The 16,329-nt window shown below is 72.1% G+C and carries 19 protein-coding genes; 6 read left to right on the top strand and 13 right to left on the bottom strand.

Annotation, left to right across the window (positions count from 1 at the left end; all coding sequences use genetic code 11):
* Nucleotides 1-308 precede the first annotated feature (308 nt).
* The gene (locus ABZU25_RS12960; RefSeq protein WP_355029519.1) at nucleotides 309-851 is read left to right on the top strand and encodes a type II toxin-antitoxin system PemK/MazF family toxin; all 543 of its coding nucleotides are present in this window, start codon (nucleotides 309-311) and stop codon (nucleotides 849-851) included.
* Nucleotides 852-1,152: 301 nt separating this feature from the next.
* Here ABZU25_RS12960 and ABZU25_RS12955 read toward each other — a convergent pair whose 3' ends face one another.
* The 6 genes from ABZU25_RS12955 to ABZU25_RS12930 form a co-directional block, all read right to left on the bottom strand.
* Nucleotides 1,153-1,518: a VOC family protein gene (locus ABZU25_RS12955; protein WP_355029518.1), complete on the bottom strand. Its 366-nt coding sequence runs from the start codon at nucleotides 1,516-1,518 to the stop codon at nucleotides 1,153-1,155.
* A gap of 36 nt (nucleotides 1,519-1,554) precedes the next feature.
* Nucleotides 1,555-2,559: a methionine synthase gene (locus ABZU25_RS12950; protein WP_355029517.1), complete on the bottom strand. Its 1,005-nt coding sequence runs from the start codon at nucleotides 2,557-2,559 to the stop codon at nucleotides 1,555-1,557.
* A gap of 37 nt (nucleotides 2,560-2,596) precedes the next feature.
* Nucleotides 2,597-3,670: a tRNA 2-thiouridine(34) synthase MnmA gene (gene mnmA / locus ABZU25_RS12945; RefSeq protein ID WP_355029516.1), complete on the bottom strand. Its 1,074-nt coding sequence runs from the start codon at nucleotides 3,668-3,670 to the stop codon at nucleotides 2,597-2,599.
* A 188-nt stretch (nucleotides 3,671-3,858) separates the two neighbouring features.
* Entirely contained in the window at nucleotides 3,859-5,034 is a 1,176-nt protein-coding gene (locus ABZU25_RS12940; RefSeq protein ID WP_355029515.1) for a cysteine desulfurase family protein, read from the bottom strand.
* 103 nt (nucleotides 5,035-5,137) lie between these two features.
* A complete protein-coding gene (locus ABZU25_RS12935; protein ID WP_355029514.1) occupies nucleotides 5,138-5,791 on the bottom strand; it encodes a class F sortase in 654 nt (217 codons plus the stop codon).
* On the bottom strand, nucleotides 5,788-6,618 hold the full coding sequence (locus tag ABZU25_RS12930; RefSeq protein ID WP_355029513.1) for a DUF4397 domain-containing protein: 831 nt from the start codon (nucleotides 6,616-6,618) through the stop codon (nucleotides 5,788-5,790). Before ABZU25_RS12930 ends, ABZU25_RS12935 begins: the two co-directional genes overlap by 4 nt.
* Nucleotides 6,619-6,848: 230 nt before the next feature.
* Here ABZU25_RS12930 and ABZU25_RS12925 point away from each other — a divergent pair, with 230 nt between their 5' ends.
* Both ABZU25_RS12925 and ABZU25_RS12920 read left to right on the top strand, forming a co-directional pair.
* Nucleotides 6,849-7,451, top strand: coding sequence for a sigma-70 family RNA polymerase sigma factor (locus tag ABZU25_RS12925; RefSeq protein WP_355029512.1), 603 nt, complete (start codon nucleotides 6,849-6,851; stop codon nucleotides 7,449-7,451).
* Entirely contained in the window at nucleotides 7,405-8,262 is an 858-nt protein-coding gene (locus tag ABZU25_RS12920; protein ID WP_355029511.1) for an anti-sigma factor, read from the top strand. Before ABZU25_RS12925 ends, ABZU25_RS12920 begins: the two co-directional genes overlap by 47 nt.
* 93 nt (nucleotides 8,263-8,355) lie before the next feature.
* On the opposite strand, the gene ABZU25_RS12915 is transcribed toward ABZU25_RS12920, so the two are convergent.
* The 4 genes from ABZU25_RS12915 to ABZU25_RS12900 all read right to left on the bottom strand — a co-directional run bounded on the left by ABZU25_RS12915 (nucleotide 8,356) and on the right by ABZU25_RS12900 (nucleotide 11,506).
* Nucleotides 8,356-9,315, bottom strand: coding sequence for an electron transfer flavoprotein subunit alpha/FixB family protein (locus ABZU25_RS12915; protein WP_355029510.1), 960 nt, complete (start codon nucleotides 9,313-9,315; stop codon nucleotides 8,356-8,358).
* Nucleotides 9,316-9,330: 15 nt separating this feature from the next.
* Nucleotides 9,331-10,110 (bottom strand): electron transfer flavoprotein subunit beta/FixA family protein, encoded by a 780-nt coding sequence (locus ABZU25_RS12910; protein WP_355029509.1) that lies wholly within the window; start codon nucleotides 10,108-10,110, stop codon nucleotides 9,331-9,333.
* 188 nt (nucleotides 10,111-10,298) lie between these two features.
* On the bottom strand, nucleotides 10,299-10,712 hold the full coding sequence (locus tag ABZU25_RS12905; protein WP_355029508.1) for a hypothetical protein: 414 nt from the start codon (nucleotides 10,710-10,712) through the stop codon (nucleotides 10,299-10,301).
* The gene (locus ABZU25_RS12900) at nucleotides 10,709-11,506 is read right to left on the bottom strand and encodes a GNAT family N-acetyltransferase (RefSeq protein ID WP_355029507.1); all 798 of its coding nucleotides are present in this window, start codon (nucleotides 11,504-11,506) and stop codon (nucleotides 10,709-10,711) included. The genes ABZU25_RS12905 and ABZU25_RS12900 overlap by 4 nt, the downstream gene beginning before the upstream one ends.
* A gap of 42 nt (nucleotides 11,507-11,548) precedes the next feature.
* Between ABZU25_RS12900 and ABZU25_RS12895 the strand changes: the two genes are divergently transcribed.
* The 3 genes from ABZU25_RS12895 to ABZU25_RS12885 are packed head-to-tail and all read left to right on the top strand — an operon-like array spanning nucleotide 11,549 to nucleotide 12,687.
* On the top strand, nucleotides 11,549-11,941 hold the full coding sequence (locus tag ABZU25_RS12895; protein WP_355029577.1) for a DUF202 domain-containing protein: 393 nt from the start codon (nucleotides 11,549-11,551) through the stop codon (nucleotides 11,939-11,941).
* On the top strand, nucleotides 11,938-12,243 hold the full coding sequence (locus ABZU25_RS12890; RefSeq protein WP_355029506.1) for a DUF202 domain-containing protein: 306 nt from the start codon (nucleotides 11,938-11,940) through the stop codon (nucleotides 12,241-12,243). Before ABZU25_RS12895 ends, ABZU25_RS12890 begins: the two co-directional genes overlap by 4 nt.
* Before the next feature lie 27 nt (nucleotides 12,244-12,270).
* On the top strand, nucleotides 12,271-12,687 hold the full coding sequence (locus ABZU25_RS12885) for a PLD nuclease N-terminal domain-containing protein (protein ID WP_355029505.1): 417 nt from the start codon (nucleotides 12,271-12,273) through the stop codon (nucleotides 12,685-12,687).
* Between the two features lie 31 nt (nucleotides 12,688-12,718).
* Here the strand turns inward: ABZU25_RS12885 and ABZU25_RS12880 are convergent, their stop codons facing one another.
* From ABZU25_RS12880 to ABZU25_RS12870, 3 genes are all read right to left on the bottom strand, one after another.
* Entirely contained in the window at nucleotides 12,719-13,528 is an 810-nt protein-coding gene (locus ABZU25_RS12880; RefSeq protein ID WP_355029504.1) for an ABC transporter permease, read from the bottom strand.
* Complete coding sequence (locus tag ABZU25_RS12875; RefSeq protein WP_355029503.1) at nucleotides 13,525-14,496, bottom strand: ATP-binding cassette domain-containing protein; 972 nt, start codon at nucleotides 14,494-14,496, stop codon at nucleotides 13,525-13,527. The genes ABZU25_RS12880 and ABZU25_RS12875 overlap by 4 nt, the downstream gene beginning before the upstream one ends.
* Nucleotides 14,497-14,664: 168 nt before the next feature.
* Nucleotides 14,665-16,287 (bottom strand): acetolactate synthase, encoded by a 1,623-nt coding sequence (locus ABZU25_RS12870; protein ID WP_355029502.1) that lies wholly within the window; start codon nucleotides 16,285-16,287, stop codon nucleotides 14,665-14,667.
* Between the last annotated feature and the right edge of the window lie 42 nt (nucleotides 16,288-16,329).

Genomic DNA, 16,329 nt, shown 5'->3' with positions numbered 1-16,329 from the left:
GCCTGCGACCTCCCTGATCACGCTACTCCGGCACGGTATCGGGCCGGTGGGACAATCCGTCGCCCGCCCGTGCCGGCAGCGACGTCTCCCTCGGATCGCGGGCCGTGCTCACCTGATGCTCGGTAGTCGTCGCCGGGCCGATTCAGCCACTCGACATCGAGTGACCAAGGGTGGAGCGCCTCGGGTGGCGGGGCGGCCGCGGTGTGGTTGGCGGGCGGCACGGGCGGCGGCGTGCGAGGATCGCCGGACGGAGCGGCCGGTGGGCCGCCGGAGGCGGAGGTACGTCCGCCGGGAGGCAGGAGGTGGCGATGCCCGAGGCGTTGCTCTGGGCGGCGGCGATCCTGTTGGCCGTTGCTGCGGGTTGGGCGTGGAACAGCTGGCGGCACCGGGTCTCCACCCGACCCTCGGGCACCCGACCGGGTCGCGGTGCCACGGCCCGCACCGGTGGTCGTCGTTCCGCCCCGCCCCGACCGCGCGGCGCCGACCGACCGGCCGCCAAGCCCCGCTCACGCGACACCGACCGGCAGGATGCCCCGGCGCCCGGCGAGATCTGGTGGGCCGACGTGCCGTACGCCGACGGCAGCGGCTCGAAGGTGCGGCCCTGTCTGGTGCTGCGGGCCGACTCCCGAGGAGCGGACGTCCTGAAGATCACCAGCCAGGACAAGAGTGACCGGGACGACCACGTGCGGATCCCCACCCGGGACTGGGACCCCGGCGCGGAGCACGACAGCTACCTCAGCCTGACCGAGCCGACCCGACTCAGCTCGGCCGCCTTCGCCGACCACGCCGGCCGCTGCGACGCCGACCTGTGGCGCAAGGTCCGCAGCCTGCGCCACCTGCCCACCCCCTGACCACCCCGGTCGCCCTCAAGGCGCGGCGGTGGGCATGACCTACTCGGTTTCCTGAAAACCGGGGCATCAGCGGCCCTGCGACACAGCGACTTCCACGAACCCGAGTCGATCACGACCGGCCGCCCCGGGCACGCCGCCCAGGCAGGCCGGCCCGGCACGCCGGCCAGGCACGCCGGCGGCTCAGTCCCAGGCGGTGCCGAGGGTGGCGAGCTGGTCGGCGTACTCGATGCGGGGAGGCGCGCAGCGCGGAAGTGTGGATCACGGCGGCCATGATGCCCGGCCGCCGCGACCCACGTCAGGCTCAGTCCCAGCAGAGGCAGAACGGGTGGCCGGCCGGGTCGGCGTAGACCCGGAAACCCTCGCCCTCGCCCGGCAGCCGCCGAGCACCGAGCGCGAGCACCGCCTTCTCCGCGCTCTCGATGTCGTCCACAGTCACATCCAGGTGGAACTGCTGAGGGCGCTCCGGATCCGGCCAGGCCGGTGGCCGCAGGTTGAGCGCCTGCTGGAAGGCGAGACGCGGCTGGTGACCGGGCGGACCGCCCAGCACCACCCAGTCGCTCTCCATCTCGCTCTCGGCGAGGGGCACGCCGAGCAGCTCGGCGTAGAACGTCGCCAGCGCCCGCGGATCCGGGCAGTCGAGCACCACTGAACGCAGCTGTCCAATCATGACCGTCATCCTGCCCACCGGGTACGACAGGAAACCTCAGACCTCGGCGAGTCGCCGGCCGGCGTCCCGGCACGCGGCGAGCACCGCCCGCGCGTACTCCGGGGTGGCACCGGCGAGACCGCAGGCCGGGGTGACCACCACCTGCTCGGCGAGCTGCCGACGGGGAAAGCCGAGGCGGTCCCAGACCTGGCGTACCCGATCGGCGAGCTGCGCGGAGGTCGGCGCGCCACCGGCCGACGGCGGTCCGGTCGGCGCGGCCCCGGCCAGCAGTCCGAGGCCGGCGTCGAGCGCCTCGCCGAGCGGGTCCAGCTTGGTGACCAGGTCCAGGTCGAGGGCGACCGCGACGGCGCCGGTGGAGCGGATCAGCTCCAGCGGCACGTCCGGGGCGCAGCAGTGCACAAGCGTCGGTACGCCGACCGCGTCGACGACAGTGCGCAGCAGCGCGGCCGCGTCCACCGGGTCGACAGCCCGGTACGCGCCCAGCCCGCTCTCGGTCGGCACCCGCCCGGCCAGCACGGTGGGCAGGGACGGTTCGTCCAGTTGGAGCAGCACCGACGCCCGGGGCAGCCGCCGGGTCACCGCCGCGATGTGCGCGCGCAGCCCTTCGGCGAGGGAGCCGGTCAGATCACGAACCGCGCCGGGGTCCCGCAACAGGCGACCACCGATCGGCAGCTCCAGGGTCGCGGCCAGCGTCAGTGGACCGGCGGCCTGCAGCTTGATCGGCCCGGCGTACTCCTCGGCCTGCTCGGCGAGCTGGTCCAGGTCGCGTTCCATCAGGTCAGCGGCCCGGCGCAGGTCGCGACCCGGGCGTGGGGCGACCCGCCACCGTCCGGCGTACACCTCGACGGGCAGCTCGACAAGCAGCCCGGCGGACCGGCCGATCATGTCCGCGCCGGGACCACGGGCCGGCAACTCGGGCAGGTGGGGCAGGTCGGGAAGCTCACCGAGGACCACCCGCTGGGCCTCGCCGATGTCGGTGCCGGGCAGCGAACCAATGCCGGTTGCCGCGCCGGCCGGCCAGGGCCACGCCTGATCTGTCACGGCCGAAGGCTATCCCGCGAACACCCAGGTCGTGCGGTCAGCCGGTGATGGTCGCGGAGCCGAGGACCACGTCGCCGGCCGGGTCCGCCCGGTACGCGACGACGGCCTGCCCGGCGGCGACACCGCGTACCGGCCGGCGCAGCTCGGCGTGCAGCCGGTCGCCGTCGAGGGCGACGGTCGCCGGCACCACGTCGCCGTGTGCGCGCAGCTGCACCTCGCACTCGACCGGCGCGTCCGGACGTGCGCCGCCGGTCCAGACCGGCCGGACGGCGCGGACCTCGGACACCTCCAGCGCCTCGGCGGGGCCGACGGTCACCGTGTTGGTCTTCGGCGTGATGGAGAGCACGTAACGCGGTCGTCCGTCCGGGGCCGGTCGGTCCAGGTGCAGCCCGCGCCGCTGCCCCACCGTGTAGGCGTACGCGCCGCTGTGACTGCCGACCACCGCGCCGGTGCTGGCGTCCACCACGTCGCCGGGCGCCTCGCCGAGCCGACCGGCCAGGAAGCCGCGGGTGTCACCGTCGGCGATGAAGCAGATGTCGTGCGAGTCCGGCTTGTCGGCCACCGCCAGGCCACGCTCGGCGGCCTCCGCGCGGACCTGTGCCTTTGTCGAGTCGCCCAGTGGGAAGATCGACCGGTCCAGTTGCTCGCGGGTGAGCACGGCCAGCACGTACGACTGGTCCTTGGCGATGTCGACACTGCGTCGCAGCAGCCCGTCCGGGCCGAGCCGGGCGTGGTGCCCGGTGACCACCGCGTCGAAGCCCAGGGCCACCGCCCGGTCCAGCACCGCCGCGAACTTGATCTTCTCGTTGCAGCGCAGGCAGGGGTTCGGCGTGCGCCCGGCGGCGTACTCGGCGACGAAGTCGTCCACCACGTCCTCGTGGAAGCGGTCGGCCATGTCCCACACGTAGAACGGGATGCCGATGACGTCGGCGGCCCGCCGCGCGTCCCGGGAGTCTTCCAGGGTGCAGCAGCCGCGCGCCCCGGTGCGGTAGGTCTGTGGATTGCGGGCCAGCGCCAGGTGCACCCCTGTCACGTCGTGCCCGGCCGCCACGGCCCGCGCCGCCGCCACGGCCGAGTCAACCCCGCCCGACATCGCCGCCAGAACCTTCACCAGCACATTCCCTTCCCACCGCGCTTCTTCCGACCCCACCCAACCCTATCCACCCAGCCCAGCCCAGCCCACCAACCGCCACCCCGCCCCTGCCCGTCGACTGCCTGAGGCTTGATCAGGTGCTGAGAAGTAGGTGCCAGGACCGCTTCTGACCTACTTCTCAGCACCTGATCAAGCGGTGCGGGGAACTAGCGCGGGGTGCGGAGGGCTGCGGCTCTGCGGGCTCGGTCCACTGCTGCGGGCAGGGCCGCGATGAGGGCGTCCACGTCGGCCTGGGTGCTCGTGTGGCCGAGGGAGAAGCGCAGCGAGGAACGGGCGCGGTCGTCGTCGGCACCCATCGCCAGCAGCACGTGTGAGGGCTGGGCCACTCCCGCGGAGCAGGCCGACCCCGTCGAGCAGGCGATGCCCTGGGCATCGAGCAACAGCAGCAGGGCGTCGCCCTCGCAACCCGGGAAGGAGAAGTGCGCGTTGCCGGGCAGTCGGTCGGTCGGGTCACCGTTGTAGATCACCTCGGGCACCGCCCGACGAACCCGCTCGATCAGGTCGTCGCGGAGCGCGGCAACCCGGGCCGCGTACTCCTGCTGGCCCTTCACCGCCGTCTCGACGGCGACCGCGAAGGCGACGATGCCGGCCGTGTCCAGGGTGCCGGAACGGATGTCGCGTTCCTGGCCGCCGCCGTGCAGCAGTGGCGTGGCCGGCACGTCCCGGGCGAGCAGCAACGCGCCCACCCCGGTCGGGCCGCCCAACTTGTGCCCGGTGACGGTCAGCGCGGCGACGCCGCTGGCGCCGAAGTCGACGGGCATCTGACCGACCGCCTGGATGGCGTCGGTGTGGAACGGCACACCGTGCTCGGCCGCGACGGCGGCCAGCTCGGCGATCGGCTGGATGGTGCCCACCTCGTTGTTGGCCCACATCGCGGTGACCACTGCCACCCGGTCGGTGTGCGTGGCCAGCTCGGCGCGCAGGTCCTCCGGGTCGAGCCGACCGGCGGCGTCCACCGGCAGCCAACCGACCTCGGCGCCCTCGTGCTCGACGAGCCAGTCGACAGCGTCCAGCACCGCGTGGTGCTCGACGGCGCTGGAGACCACCCGACGGCGGTCCGGGGCGGCTCCCCGGCGGGCCCAGAAGATGCCCTTGACCGCGAGGTTGTCGCTCTCCGTGCCACCACCTGTGAAAATCACCTCGGACGGCCGGGCGCCCAGCACCGCGGCCACCTTCTCGCGGGACTCTTCGACCCGGCGGCGGGCACGACGACCCGCCGCGTGCAGGGAGGAGGCGTTGCCGACCTCGCGGGCGGTGGCGACGTACGCCTCCAGTGCCTCGTCGAGCATCGGAGTCGTCGCCGCGTGATCCAGGTAAGCCATCGCCGCTCAGCCTACGGCCGACACCACGGCGCGCGGATGCCGGAGGGGACCGGCGTGACGGCCGGGGTGGGATTTCCCACCCCGGCCCTGGCGGCGGCCCCGGTCAGGCGGGCACCGCGGTGACGACGATGTTGTCGCGGTACTTGCGCGCCTTGGCATCGAACGGCCCACCACAGGTGATCAGAGTCAGTCGCGGTTTGCCGTCCCGAGCGAAGTACCGGTCCAACGGAATCCTGGTCTTCGCGTACTCCTCCCGGGCGACGACCCGGTACCGCCGCGCCGTGCCGTCGCTGCCGGTCGCGGTCAGGGTGTCGCCCCTGTCGAGTTCACGGAGCCGGAAGAACGCCCCCTTGCCCTGCTTGGCGCTGTCCACGTGACCGGCGATGACCACCGATCCGCCGGTTGCCTCCAGGCCGGGTCCGTAGCGGTACCAGCCGATCTGGTCGACGCTCGGCGGCACCTCGAACTCGTTTGTCCGCTCGTTGATGCCGACCGCGTTGACGGTGGCCGTCACGTCGATCCCCGGGATCACCAGCCGCACCGGCGGGACGACCGCCGCGTCGGCCGGTAGCGCACCGCCGGTGACCGGAACCGATGGGGCGCTGGCGGTCGTCGGTGGGGTGCTGGCCAGCGTGCTCGCCTCCTCGGCGCCCACGGTCCCCGCCGGCTGGGAGCCGCACGCCACCACGGCGGCGACGGTGAGCGCGGCAACGCCGGCGGCCAGGGCCGCCAGCGCGCCGCGGTTGCGCACCGTCACCTGCGACCGGTCCGCGCGGTCGCCATCCGCACACCACCGACAAGCAACAGGAGTACGCCGGCACCGGTGAGCACGTACCACCAGGTGTCCACGCCCGTGCCGGCCTGACCGCCGTCACCGCTCGGCACGCCGCCCGGAGCGGAGTGCAGGCCGGTGATGGTCTGTGCCACCACACCGAGGGTCTTGCCCTCGGCGGAGCCGATCGCGTAGACGATCGTCGCGGTGCCCTCCTTGAGGTTGAGGTCCGCCGGGCCGATGGCCACGGTGTCGGTGCCGGCCAGCACCACGTCCGCCTGCACGCTGCCCGCGTCGACGTCGCCCTTGGCCTCCTTCGGGTTGGTGAGGCCCTTGAAGACCGGGGTGCCGCCGGCGCGTACGTCCACCGCCGGAGCGGCGGCGGTGTGCCGGACGATGAGCCGGGCCTTGCCGGCGTCGACCTTCGAGACGTCGTTCACGAACGGGGTGATCTTCGGCTGGCCGGCGGCGTCGAGGTGTGCCGCGATGCTGATGTTCGCGCCGCCCGGCACTGCCGCGTCGTCGACAGTGAGGATCGCGCTGCCGATCGGCTCGCCCGGCTTGGTGAGCGCGATGTCGTAGTCGCCCTGCTCCAGGCTCAGCGGGCCGGCCACGTCACCGGGCTTGAAGTTCTCCAGCGTCTTCTTGCCGTTGACGTAGACGTCGACCGGGGTGTCCGGGATGCCGTGTACGACGGAGACCTTCGACGTGGCGGCGTACGCGGGGGTGGCGGTGAACGCGCCGACTCCGGCGAAGGCCAGCGCGGCGACCGCGCCGCCCGCCGCGACCCGACGGAAGTACGAGAGCTGCATGTCTGCCTCCTGCTGATTGGTGCTGATTCGTCAGGCCTGGCTTGCAGAACGGGTTACGCCGTCGTCCCGACGGGTGGATGCGGACCGGAGGCACTTTTCTTTTTCGGCCCCGCCTGCATCCGAACCGGGGCCGCGAGACGAAGAGCTGCTGAGATGACATCGACCGGGAGAGTGGGGCGGAGACTGTGGCAGCTACAGTCGGGCATCCCCCATCGAAGGCGAGCCGCCCGATGACGGCCCTGTACGAGGAACCGGACCCCCCGGTGGACGACCTCGACCTGCGCTTCCGCGCGGGCGACGACGTGGCGCTGCGCGAGGCGTACGACCGGTACGGTCGGGCCGTGTTCCACCTGGCCACCTCGATGCTGGCCAACCGCGCCGACGCCGAGGACGTCACCCAGGCGACGTTCGTCGCCGCCTGGCTGGGTCGGGACACCTTCGACCCGGCCAGGGGATCACTGGTCGGCTGGCTGCTCGGCATCGGCCGGCGCAAGGTGATCGACCGGATGCGCGCCTCGGCCCGGGAGACCCGGGTGGTGGAGACGGTCCGGCAACTGCCGGAGCCGGCACACGCCGACCCGGACCCAGACCGCGTGGTGGACCGGTTGGTGATCGCCGACGAGCTGGCTCGTCTCCCGGACGACCAGCGACGGATGCTGGAGTTGGCCTTCTACGACGACCTGACACACCAGCAGATAGCCACGGTGACCGGAGTGCCGTTGGGCACCGTGAAGAGCCACATCCGGCGCGGCATGGCGAGCTTGAAACGCAGATGGGAGGTGGACGGTGCAGCACCTGGACCACGAGCGGCTGGTCTTTCTGGCGCTCGGTGAGAGCGAGGCGGACAACGGGGAGAGCACCCACCTCGGCACCTGCGCGCTCTGCCGGGCGGAGGTGGCGACCTTCCAGCAGGTGGCCGGCCTCGGCACCGAGACGCAGGGCCTGGCCGACCTGCCCGACCCACCGCAGCACGTCTGGCAGGGCATCGCCGCCCAGGTCAGGGCAGCGGAGGCCACCGCCATGCCGGCCACACAGGCCACCGGCGCGACGGGCGAGCAGGCCACCGGCGCAAGGGCCGCACAGTCCACCGACGCGAGGGCCGCACAGGCCACCGGCGCGACGGCCGCACAGGCCACCAGCGCGACGGCCGAGCCGACGGTCACCCGGCTGGACCCGGCGCGGCGATCCCGCCGGGGCGCTGGCTGGTCGCGCTGGGCGGCCACGGCGGTAACCGCGGCAGCCGCTGCGGCGGTCGGGGTGGTGGGCACTGTCTCCGTGCTGCGGCCGGACGACCCGGCCCCCACTCCGACGCAGGTGGTGGTGGCGAGCGCGCCGCTGGCGGCGTACGGATCGACGCCTCCGGCGGCCAGGGGCGACGCCCGGATTCTGCGGGACGGCCAATTACATGTGCATGTGGCGAATCTCCCGCGCGTCCCGGGGTACTACGAGGTTTGGCTCATCAATCCGACGACGATGGAGATGTTCTCGGTGGGCACCCTGGGCGGTGGTTCGGACGCGCTGCTGCCCCTGCCCCCGAACGTCGATCTCACAAGCTATTCGGTGGTCGACGTCTCCGCCGAGCAGTACGACAACAACGCCCGCCACTCCGGTGACAGCCTGTTGAGGGGCACCCTGACGGGCTGATCGGCGGGCCGGTTCAGCTCCCCGGCCCGCCGATCAGCTCCCAAACGGCATTGGCCGCCCGTAGAAACGGGCGGCCACTGACGTACCGCAGGGTCACTTGCGCTTGCGGATCTCCTCGGCGGCCTGCGGGACGATCTTGAACAGGTCACCCACCACGCCGAAGTCGGCCAGCTCGAAGATCGGCGCCTCGCCGTCCTTGTTGACCGCGACGATGGTCTTCGAGGTCTGCATGCCGGCCCGGTGCTGGATGGCACCGGAGATGCCGAGCGCGACGTAGAGCTGCGGGGAGACCGTCTTACCGGTCTGGCCCACCTGGAACTGGTGCGGGTAGAAGCCGGAGTCGACGGCCGCCCGGGACGCGCCGACGGCGCCGCCGAGCAGGTCGGCCAGCTCCTCGACCAGCTTGAAGTTGTCGGCGTTACCAACGCCGCGACCGCCGGAGACGACCACGCCGGCCTCGGTCAGCTCGGGGCGGGAGCCCTTCTGCTCGGCGACCCGCTCGACGACAGTGGCCAGCCTGTCGGTGTCGGTGACCGACACGGTGAGCTGCTCGATCGTCGGGGTGGCCGCCGCCGGGGCGGGGGTGACGGAGTTGGGCCGGACGGTGACCAGCGGCAGGCCCTTGGTGACCTTGGACTTGACGATGGTGGAGCCCGCGAAGGCGATCTGGGTCGCGGTGCCGTCGGCGTCGAGGCCGACCACGTCGGTCAGGATGCCGTTGTCCAGCTTGACGGCGAGCCGGGCGGCGATCTCCTTGCCCTCCTGGGCCGAGGCCAGCAGCACGGCGGCCGGCTGCACCCTCTTGACCAGCTCGGCCAGCACGGTGGCCTTGGGGGCCACCAGGTAGCCGTCGATCTCGTCACCCTCGGCGGCGTAGATCTTCTCCGCGCCGTACTCGCCCAGCTTGCCGCTCAGCGCCTCGGCGGCGCCGGCGCCGCCGAGCACCACCGCGCTCGGGGTGCCCAGCTCACGCGCGAGGGTGAGCATTTCCAGTGTGACCTTCTTGACGCCGAATTCCTTTGTGGCTTCGACGACGACGAGAACCTCAGACATGTCAGAACCCCCCTCTCACACGAACTTCTCGGTGGCGAGGAACTCGACAAGCTTGACGCCGCCCTCGCCCTCATCAGTGATCTTGGCACCGCCGGAGCGCGGGGGGCGCTTGGTGTGCTCGACGACGGCGCTGGTGGCGCCGTCGAAGCCCACCTCGGTGGGCGCGATGCCCAGGTCGGCCAGGGAGAACGTCTGCACCGGCTTCTTCTTGGCGGCCATGATGCCCTTGAAGGAGGGGTAGCGCGGCTCGTTGATGGTGTCCCAGACGGAGACCACGGCCGGGGTGGCGGCGGTGACCACCTCGTAGCCCTCCTCGGTCTGCCGCTCGACGGTCAGCGTGCTGCCGTCGACGGTGAGCTTGCGGGCGCCGGTGAGCGCCGCGACGCCCAGCCGCTCGGCGATCATGTGCGGCATGACCTGGACCCGACCGTCGGTGGACTCGGCACCGCAGATGACCAGGTCAGCGCCCAGTTGACCGAGCGCGGCGGCGAGCACCTTCGAGGTGGCGACGGCGCAGGAACCGTGCAGGGCGTCGTCCAGCACGTGCACGGCCTTGTCCGGGCCCATGGAGAGCGCCTTGCGGATCGACTCGGTCGCCCGGTCCGGACCCATGGTCAGGATGGTGACCTCGCCGCCGTGCGCCTCCTTGATCTTCAGCGCCTCCTCGATGGCGTACTCGTCCATCTCGTTGATCACGTTGTTCGCCGAACCGCGGTCGACGGTGTTGTCGTCATTGCGCAGGTTGCGGTCCGCGCCCGAATCAGGCACCTGCTTGACGAGTACGACGATATTCATCGCGCTTCGACGACCCTCCTGTGTGGTGATGCGATTCGCTCGCCCGGTCTGGGGCGCAGCGTCGCGCGTCGGTCGACGCCAGGTCAACCGCGGGCTGTTGTGCGGTTGCCCACGGCGCAATGTTACCTGCCAGTAATTTGCGCTCCCCGGCGCACTGAGAGTGACACAGCTCACCGGCAGACAGCCGGTCAGGCCGGCTCGGCCAACGCACCCCTGATCTGGTCGATGACCGCCGCCTCGGCGGGCACCACCCCCGCGTGCGCCCGGGCCACCCGGTCCGCCGCACCCAGCACCAACGAGCGGTACGCCTCCACGTCCTGCGGTGACCTGTCGCGCAGGATCAGCACCGCCTGACGCAGCGCCGGCAGCACCACCGACTCGATCTCCAACTGCGAGTCCCGGGGAAGCCGCGGCAACGGGCCGGTCGTCAGCGCCTCCTTGATCGCCCCGCTGGCGTCGGCGAGCGCGCTGGACGCGGCGATGCTCTCCCGGATCACCCCCAGCATCCCCGGGTCGGCGTTGGAGACCAGGAAGACGGCACCGAAGGCACCGGTCTTGAGCGTCAACCGCTCCTCGTCCGTCAACCGCTGCTCCATGATCACGGAGTGTAGACGTACGGGGTGGTGGTGGTGACCGCGACGAGGCCGAGCCGCTGGAGGATCGGCCGGCTGTCCTCGGAACAGTCGACCTGCATGAGCGTGCGACCGCGCTGCTCGGCCAGCCGCGCCCGGTAGTTGACGAGCGCCCGGTAGATGCCCCTGCGCCGCCACTGCGGGAGGGTCGAGCCGCCCCACAGCGTGGCGAAACCGGTGTTCGCCGGGAACCGCACCCAGCCGGCGCTCACCACCGTCTCGCCCGCCTCGGCCACCACGACGGTGATCGAGTTCGGGTCGGCATCGATCTCCTTGGCCAGACCCGTGACGAGATGCGAGCGGTCCTCCCGCCAGACCTCCTCCTCCATGGCGGCGATCCGCTCCAGGTCGGCGCGAGAGGTCACCTCACGCAGGCGTACCCCCTCGGGGGTGACCGGCAGCGCGGCGGCCAACGGGGCGACCGGCCCGACCACGACGGTCTCCCGGTCCTCCGGCACGAAGCCTGCGGCGCGCAGCCGGTCCGCCAGGTCCGCCGGTTCGTCGTGCTCGTTGAGCTTCCACTCGACCGACAGGCCACGCTCGCGGAACAGGCGCACCTGCCGGGCGATCAACTCGTCCAGCGCCTCCCCGGTCAACCCGCCCAGGTCGCGGTAGGTGAGGAACCCGCCGGCGTCGAGCCCGACGATGCGGGCCAGCGGCCCGTCCCGCTCCACCGTCACCCCGGCCGGGATCGGGTCGGGGATCTCCGGGCGGAGTTGGTTGTCGTAGGCGGCACGCAGGGTCAGCACGTCGAGTTCGGTCACCGAGTCAGGCTAAGCGGGATGGGAAGCGGATATTCTCCCAGCGTGTGGGCGGCGATCAGGCGATGGTTCGACCCGGCGGAGCTGGGTTCGGTCGGTGAACCGCCGGACTACCGCTTCTCGCTGGCCAACGAACGGACCTTCCTCGCCTGGCTGCGCACCGGGTTGGCGCTGGTCGGCGGCGGGTTGGCCGTCGCGCAGTTCCTGCCACCCCTGCCGATGAGCCACCTGCGGGAGGTGATCGCGGTGGCATTGCTGCTGCTCGGCGGGGCGGTCGCGATCCGCGCCGTGGACCACTGGGCGCGTACCGAGCGGGCCATCCGGCTCGGTCAGGAGCTGCCCGCATCCCGGTTTCCCGCCATCCTGGCCCTGGCCGTGGGCGCCGGCGCGGTGCTGCTTGTCATCGCCGTCCTGGTCCGGGCGATCGGCGGGCGGTGAGCACCGGACGCGACGCCGGGCTGCAACCCGAGCGCACCCGGCTGGCCTGGCGACGCACGCTGCTCACGGTGACGGTGGTGACCGCGCTCGCCGTCCGGTTGGCGTCGGCGGACGGCCCGACCGGGGCGCTGATCGCCGGCGTCGCCGTGCTGGTCTGGGGCGCCCTGCTGGTGCTCTGCTGGCCCCGCGGCACCGGCACCGGACCGGCCCGCACCGGCGGTCGGACCCTGCCGCTGGTCGCGGTGGGCACCGTGGGGCTCGCGCTACTGGGAGTGCTGCTGGTGCTTCGCGGACTGTGGTGACGAGACCGGGTACGCCATGATGGGTGGATGGCCCGGCTGTACGTTCTCCTCTTCCTGGCGCAGATTGTCCTCGCCGTCTGCGCGCTGATCAGTTGCCTCTCCGCCGAGGAGGGCCAGATCCGCGCCCTGCCCCGGATCGCCTGGGTGCTGATCATCCTGTTCTTCCCGCTGGTCGGCTCGATCGCCTGGTTCGTCGCCGGCCGGGAGCCCAGCTCCGGCGCCCGGAAGAGTTGGCCCGGCGGTGCGGGTTCGCCCGAGCGGCAGCGCCCCCGGCCGGTCGCCCCCGACGACGACCCGGAGTTCCTCCGCTCCGTCCAGGACCGCGCCAAGCAGCAGGACCAGGAACTCTTCCGCCGCTGGGAGGAGGACCTGCGCCGGCGCGAGGACGACCTGCGCCAGCGCGACGGTGAGCCGCCCCGCGAGGGTGACCGACCGGAGGTGTGAGCACCGGATCAGGTCGCGGAGTTGCCGCGGCTCACACTCGACGCCTGAGCGCGCGCACCGCCAACGGCGCGAAGATCACCGCGATGGCGGAGCCCCAGAGCAGCGTCTGGAGGACCGGACCGGCCACCGGGCCGCTGACCAGGAGCCCGCGCAGCGCGTCGGCCACCACGGTCACCGGGTTGACCTCCACCCAGCTCTGCAACCAGCCCGGCATCCGGTCGGTGGGTACGAAGATGTTGCTGGTGAACGTCAGCGGAAAGATCACCGTGAAGCCGAAGATCTGCACCTTGTCCGGTTCGCTGACCAGCACGCCGACCAGCACGGAGATCCACGACGCGGCCAGCGTGAAGGCCAGCAGCAGCGCGAACGCCCCGACCACCCCGAGCAGCCCGTTGCCGACCCGGAAACCCAGGATCGAGCCGACACCCAGCAGCAACGCGATCGACCAGGCCTGCTTGACGGTGTCGGCGAGGATCCGGCCGGCCAACGGCGCCCACCGGGCGATGGGCAGCGCCCGGAGCCGGTCGAACACGCCCTTGGTGAGGTCGTTGTTCAACCCGAACCCGGTCGTCATCGTCGCGAACAGCGCGTTCTGCACCATGATGCCCGGCAGCATGAAGGTGAGGTACTCACTTGACGACCCGGCGATGGCGGTGCCGAACACATAGGTGAACAGCAGCACGAACATGACCGGCTGGATGCTCAGGTCGAGCAGTTCCATCGGGTTGTGCTTGATCTGCACCAGGCTGCGCCAGGCCAGCGTGACGGTGTGCCGGAGCCCCGCCGCCGGGCTGAGCCGGCGGGTCGGCGCCAGCGGAGCGGGGACGGTGACGGCGGTCATGCCGGGGTCCTTTCCAGATCGGTGTCGGCCGGCGAGTCCTCGGCCCGGTGGCCGGTGAGGGAGAGGAAGACCTCGTCCAGGCTGGCGCCGCGCAGTGCCAGTTCGGCGACCGCGATCTCGGCGGCGTCGAGGCGGCTGACCACTGCGGGCAGCACGCCCGGACCGTTCACGGCGACGGTGACGGCGCTCTGGGCCACCTCGGGGACCGCACCTGACACCTCGCCGACGATGGCGGTCACGATGCCCAGGTCGCTGCCGTCGGCCGGCCGCACGGTGAGGGTCTGGCCACCGGTCTTGGACTTCAGCTCCTCGGGCGTGCCCTGGGCGATCACCCGGCCGTTGTCGACGACGGCGATCTCACCGGCGAGCTGATCGGCCTCCTCCAGATACTGGGTGGTGAGCAGCACCGTCACACCGTCGGAGACCAGGGTGCGGACGATGTCCCACAGGTCGTTGCGGCTGCGCGGGTCCAGGCCGGTGGTCGGCTCGTCCAGGAAGAGCACCTGCGGCCGGCCGACCAGGCTGGCGGCGAGGTCCAGCCGGCGACGCATGCCACCGGAGAAGGTCTTGGCGGCCCGGTCGGCGGCGTCGCTGAGGTCGAAGTTGGCGAGGAGTTGGCGGGCCCGCTGCCGGGCGTCGGCCCTGCTCAGCCCGAGCAGCCGACCGATCAGCAGCAGGTTCTCCGCGCCGGTCAGGGTCTCGTCGACCGAGGCGTACTGGCCGGTCAGACCGATCAGCTGGCGCACCTGGTGCGCGTCGCGCACCACGTCGAAGCCGCCCACCGTGGCGTGCCCCTCGTCGGCCCGCAGCAGCGTGGCGAGCACCCTTACCGCTGTGGTCTTGCCGGCGCCGTTGGGCCCGAGCAGACCGAAGACGGTCCCGGTCGGAACCTCCAGATCAACTCCGGCGAGGGCGGTGGTGGCGCCGAAACGCCGCACCAGGCCCTCGGCGCGGATCGCGTGGTCCATCGCAACTCCTGTCGTCGTCAGTGGTGGCACCACTGTGGGCGACAGGGCTGACATCCCGCCGTTCCCGCGCTGACGTTACGACGACCGGAGCCGACTTTCCGCTGATTTAGCTGCGGGAAGACGCCGCGCCGCCGCCCGCGGACGGGCGACGGCGGCGGCGGGTGCGACTCAGGCCAGGTTCGACGACCGGGGGTACGCGTCGGTCGGGTCGGTGAGCACGTTGACCAGGTACGGCACTCCGGCGTCGAACGCCCGTTGCAGGGCCGGACCCAGGTCGGCCGCCTTGGCGACCGTCTCCCCCGCCCCGCCGAGCGCGCTGACCACCGTGTCGTAGCGCAGTTCCGGTTGGAGGTCGGCGGCCACGTCGTAGCCGTACATGGCCCGCATCGGGTGCTTCTCCAGCCCCCAGATGCCGTTGTTGCCGACGACGATCACCACCGGCAGTTGCTGGCGGACCAGCGACTCGACGTCCATCAGCGAGAAGCCGGCGGCACCGTCACCCATCAGCACGCAGATCTGCCGGTCCGGGTGACTGACCCGGGCACCCATCGCGTAGCCCATGCCGGTGCCCAGGCAGCCGTACGGGCCCGGGTCCAGCCAGGTGCCGGGCTGCGCCGGCTCCAGGTAGCGCCCGGCGTACGACACGAAGTCGCCGCCGTCGCCGATGGTGATCGCATCCGGGGCCAGCACCCGACGCAGCTCGCCGTAGATCCGGGCGGGACGGATCGGGTCGGTCTCGGCGGCCATCTCGGCGGCGTCCCGGGCCTTCGCCGCGTCCTCGGCCACGCGCAGGTCGGCGATCCAGTCGGTGTGGTCGGTCCGGTCACCGAAGTGATCGGCCAGCGCCGAGAGGATCAGGCGCAGGTCGCCGGCGGGGGCGGCGGCCGGCTGCACGTGCGTCGCCCGATGGCTGGGCGCGTCGACGATGTGCACCACCTTGGCGTCGCCGAAGTCACCGAAGCTGAGCCGGAAGTCCAGTGGGGTGCCGACCACCACGACCACATCGGCGCCGGAGAGCGCGGCCCGACGGGCCTTGGCGAACGCGAGCGGGTGCGTCGGCGGGAGTGAACCGCGGCCCATGCCGTTTGCGAAGACCGGCACCTGCAATGCCTCGGCCGCCTCGCGCAGTGCGGCTACCGCGTCGCCCGCGTACACGTCGGAACCGGCGATGATGACCGGTCGCTGCGCCCCGGCGATGAGCAGCGCGGCGCGGCCGACCTCCTCCGGGTCCGGCACGACCGGGTCGACGCCGGCCACGGCGGGCAGGTCGACCTCGGCGACCGAGAAGACCGTCTCCAACGGGAAGTCGAGGAAGGCCGGACCACGGTGCGGGGTGAGCGCGGCGGTGAGCGCGGCACCCACCGCGCGTGGGATGTCCTCGGTGCTGAACACCGTCTCGGCGTGCTTGGTGACCGGGGTGACCAACGGCAGGTGGTCCATCTCCTGGAGGCTGCCGGAGCCCCAGCGGAACGCGGGCGCGCGCCCGCCGAGCACCAGCACCGGGGAGGCGTTGAAGAAAGCGCTGGTCATGCCGGAGATGCCGTTGGTGACACCGGGCCCGGCGGTGAGCACGGCGAGGCCGGGGCGGCGCTGCAGCTTGGCCACCGCCTCTGCGGCGAAGACAGCGGACTGCTCGTGCCGGACGTCGTAGATCGGGAAGTCGGTCTTGTGCGCGGCATCGTAGAGCGGGAAGACGTGCCCGCCGGAGAGTGTGAACATCTCCCGTACGCCGTGCGCGCGTAGGGCCGCGAGCGCCAACTCGCCGCCGTGACCCTCGATCCGCTCCGTCATGTCGCTCCCATCGTCCGTGGCCGGGATCACAGGTTACCGGCC

Source organism: Micromonospora sp. NPDC005215, from assembly GCF_040607915.1.
Lineage (GTDB): Bacteria > Actinomycetota > Actinomycetes > Mycobacteriales > Micromonosporaceae > Micromonospora.
This window is presented reverse-complemented; position numbering and strand designations above follow the sequence as displayed.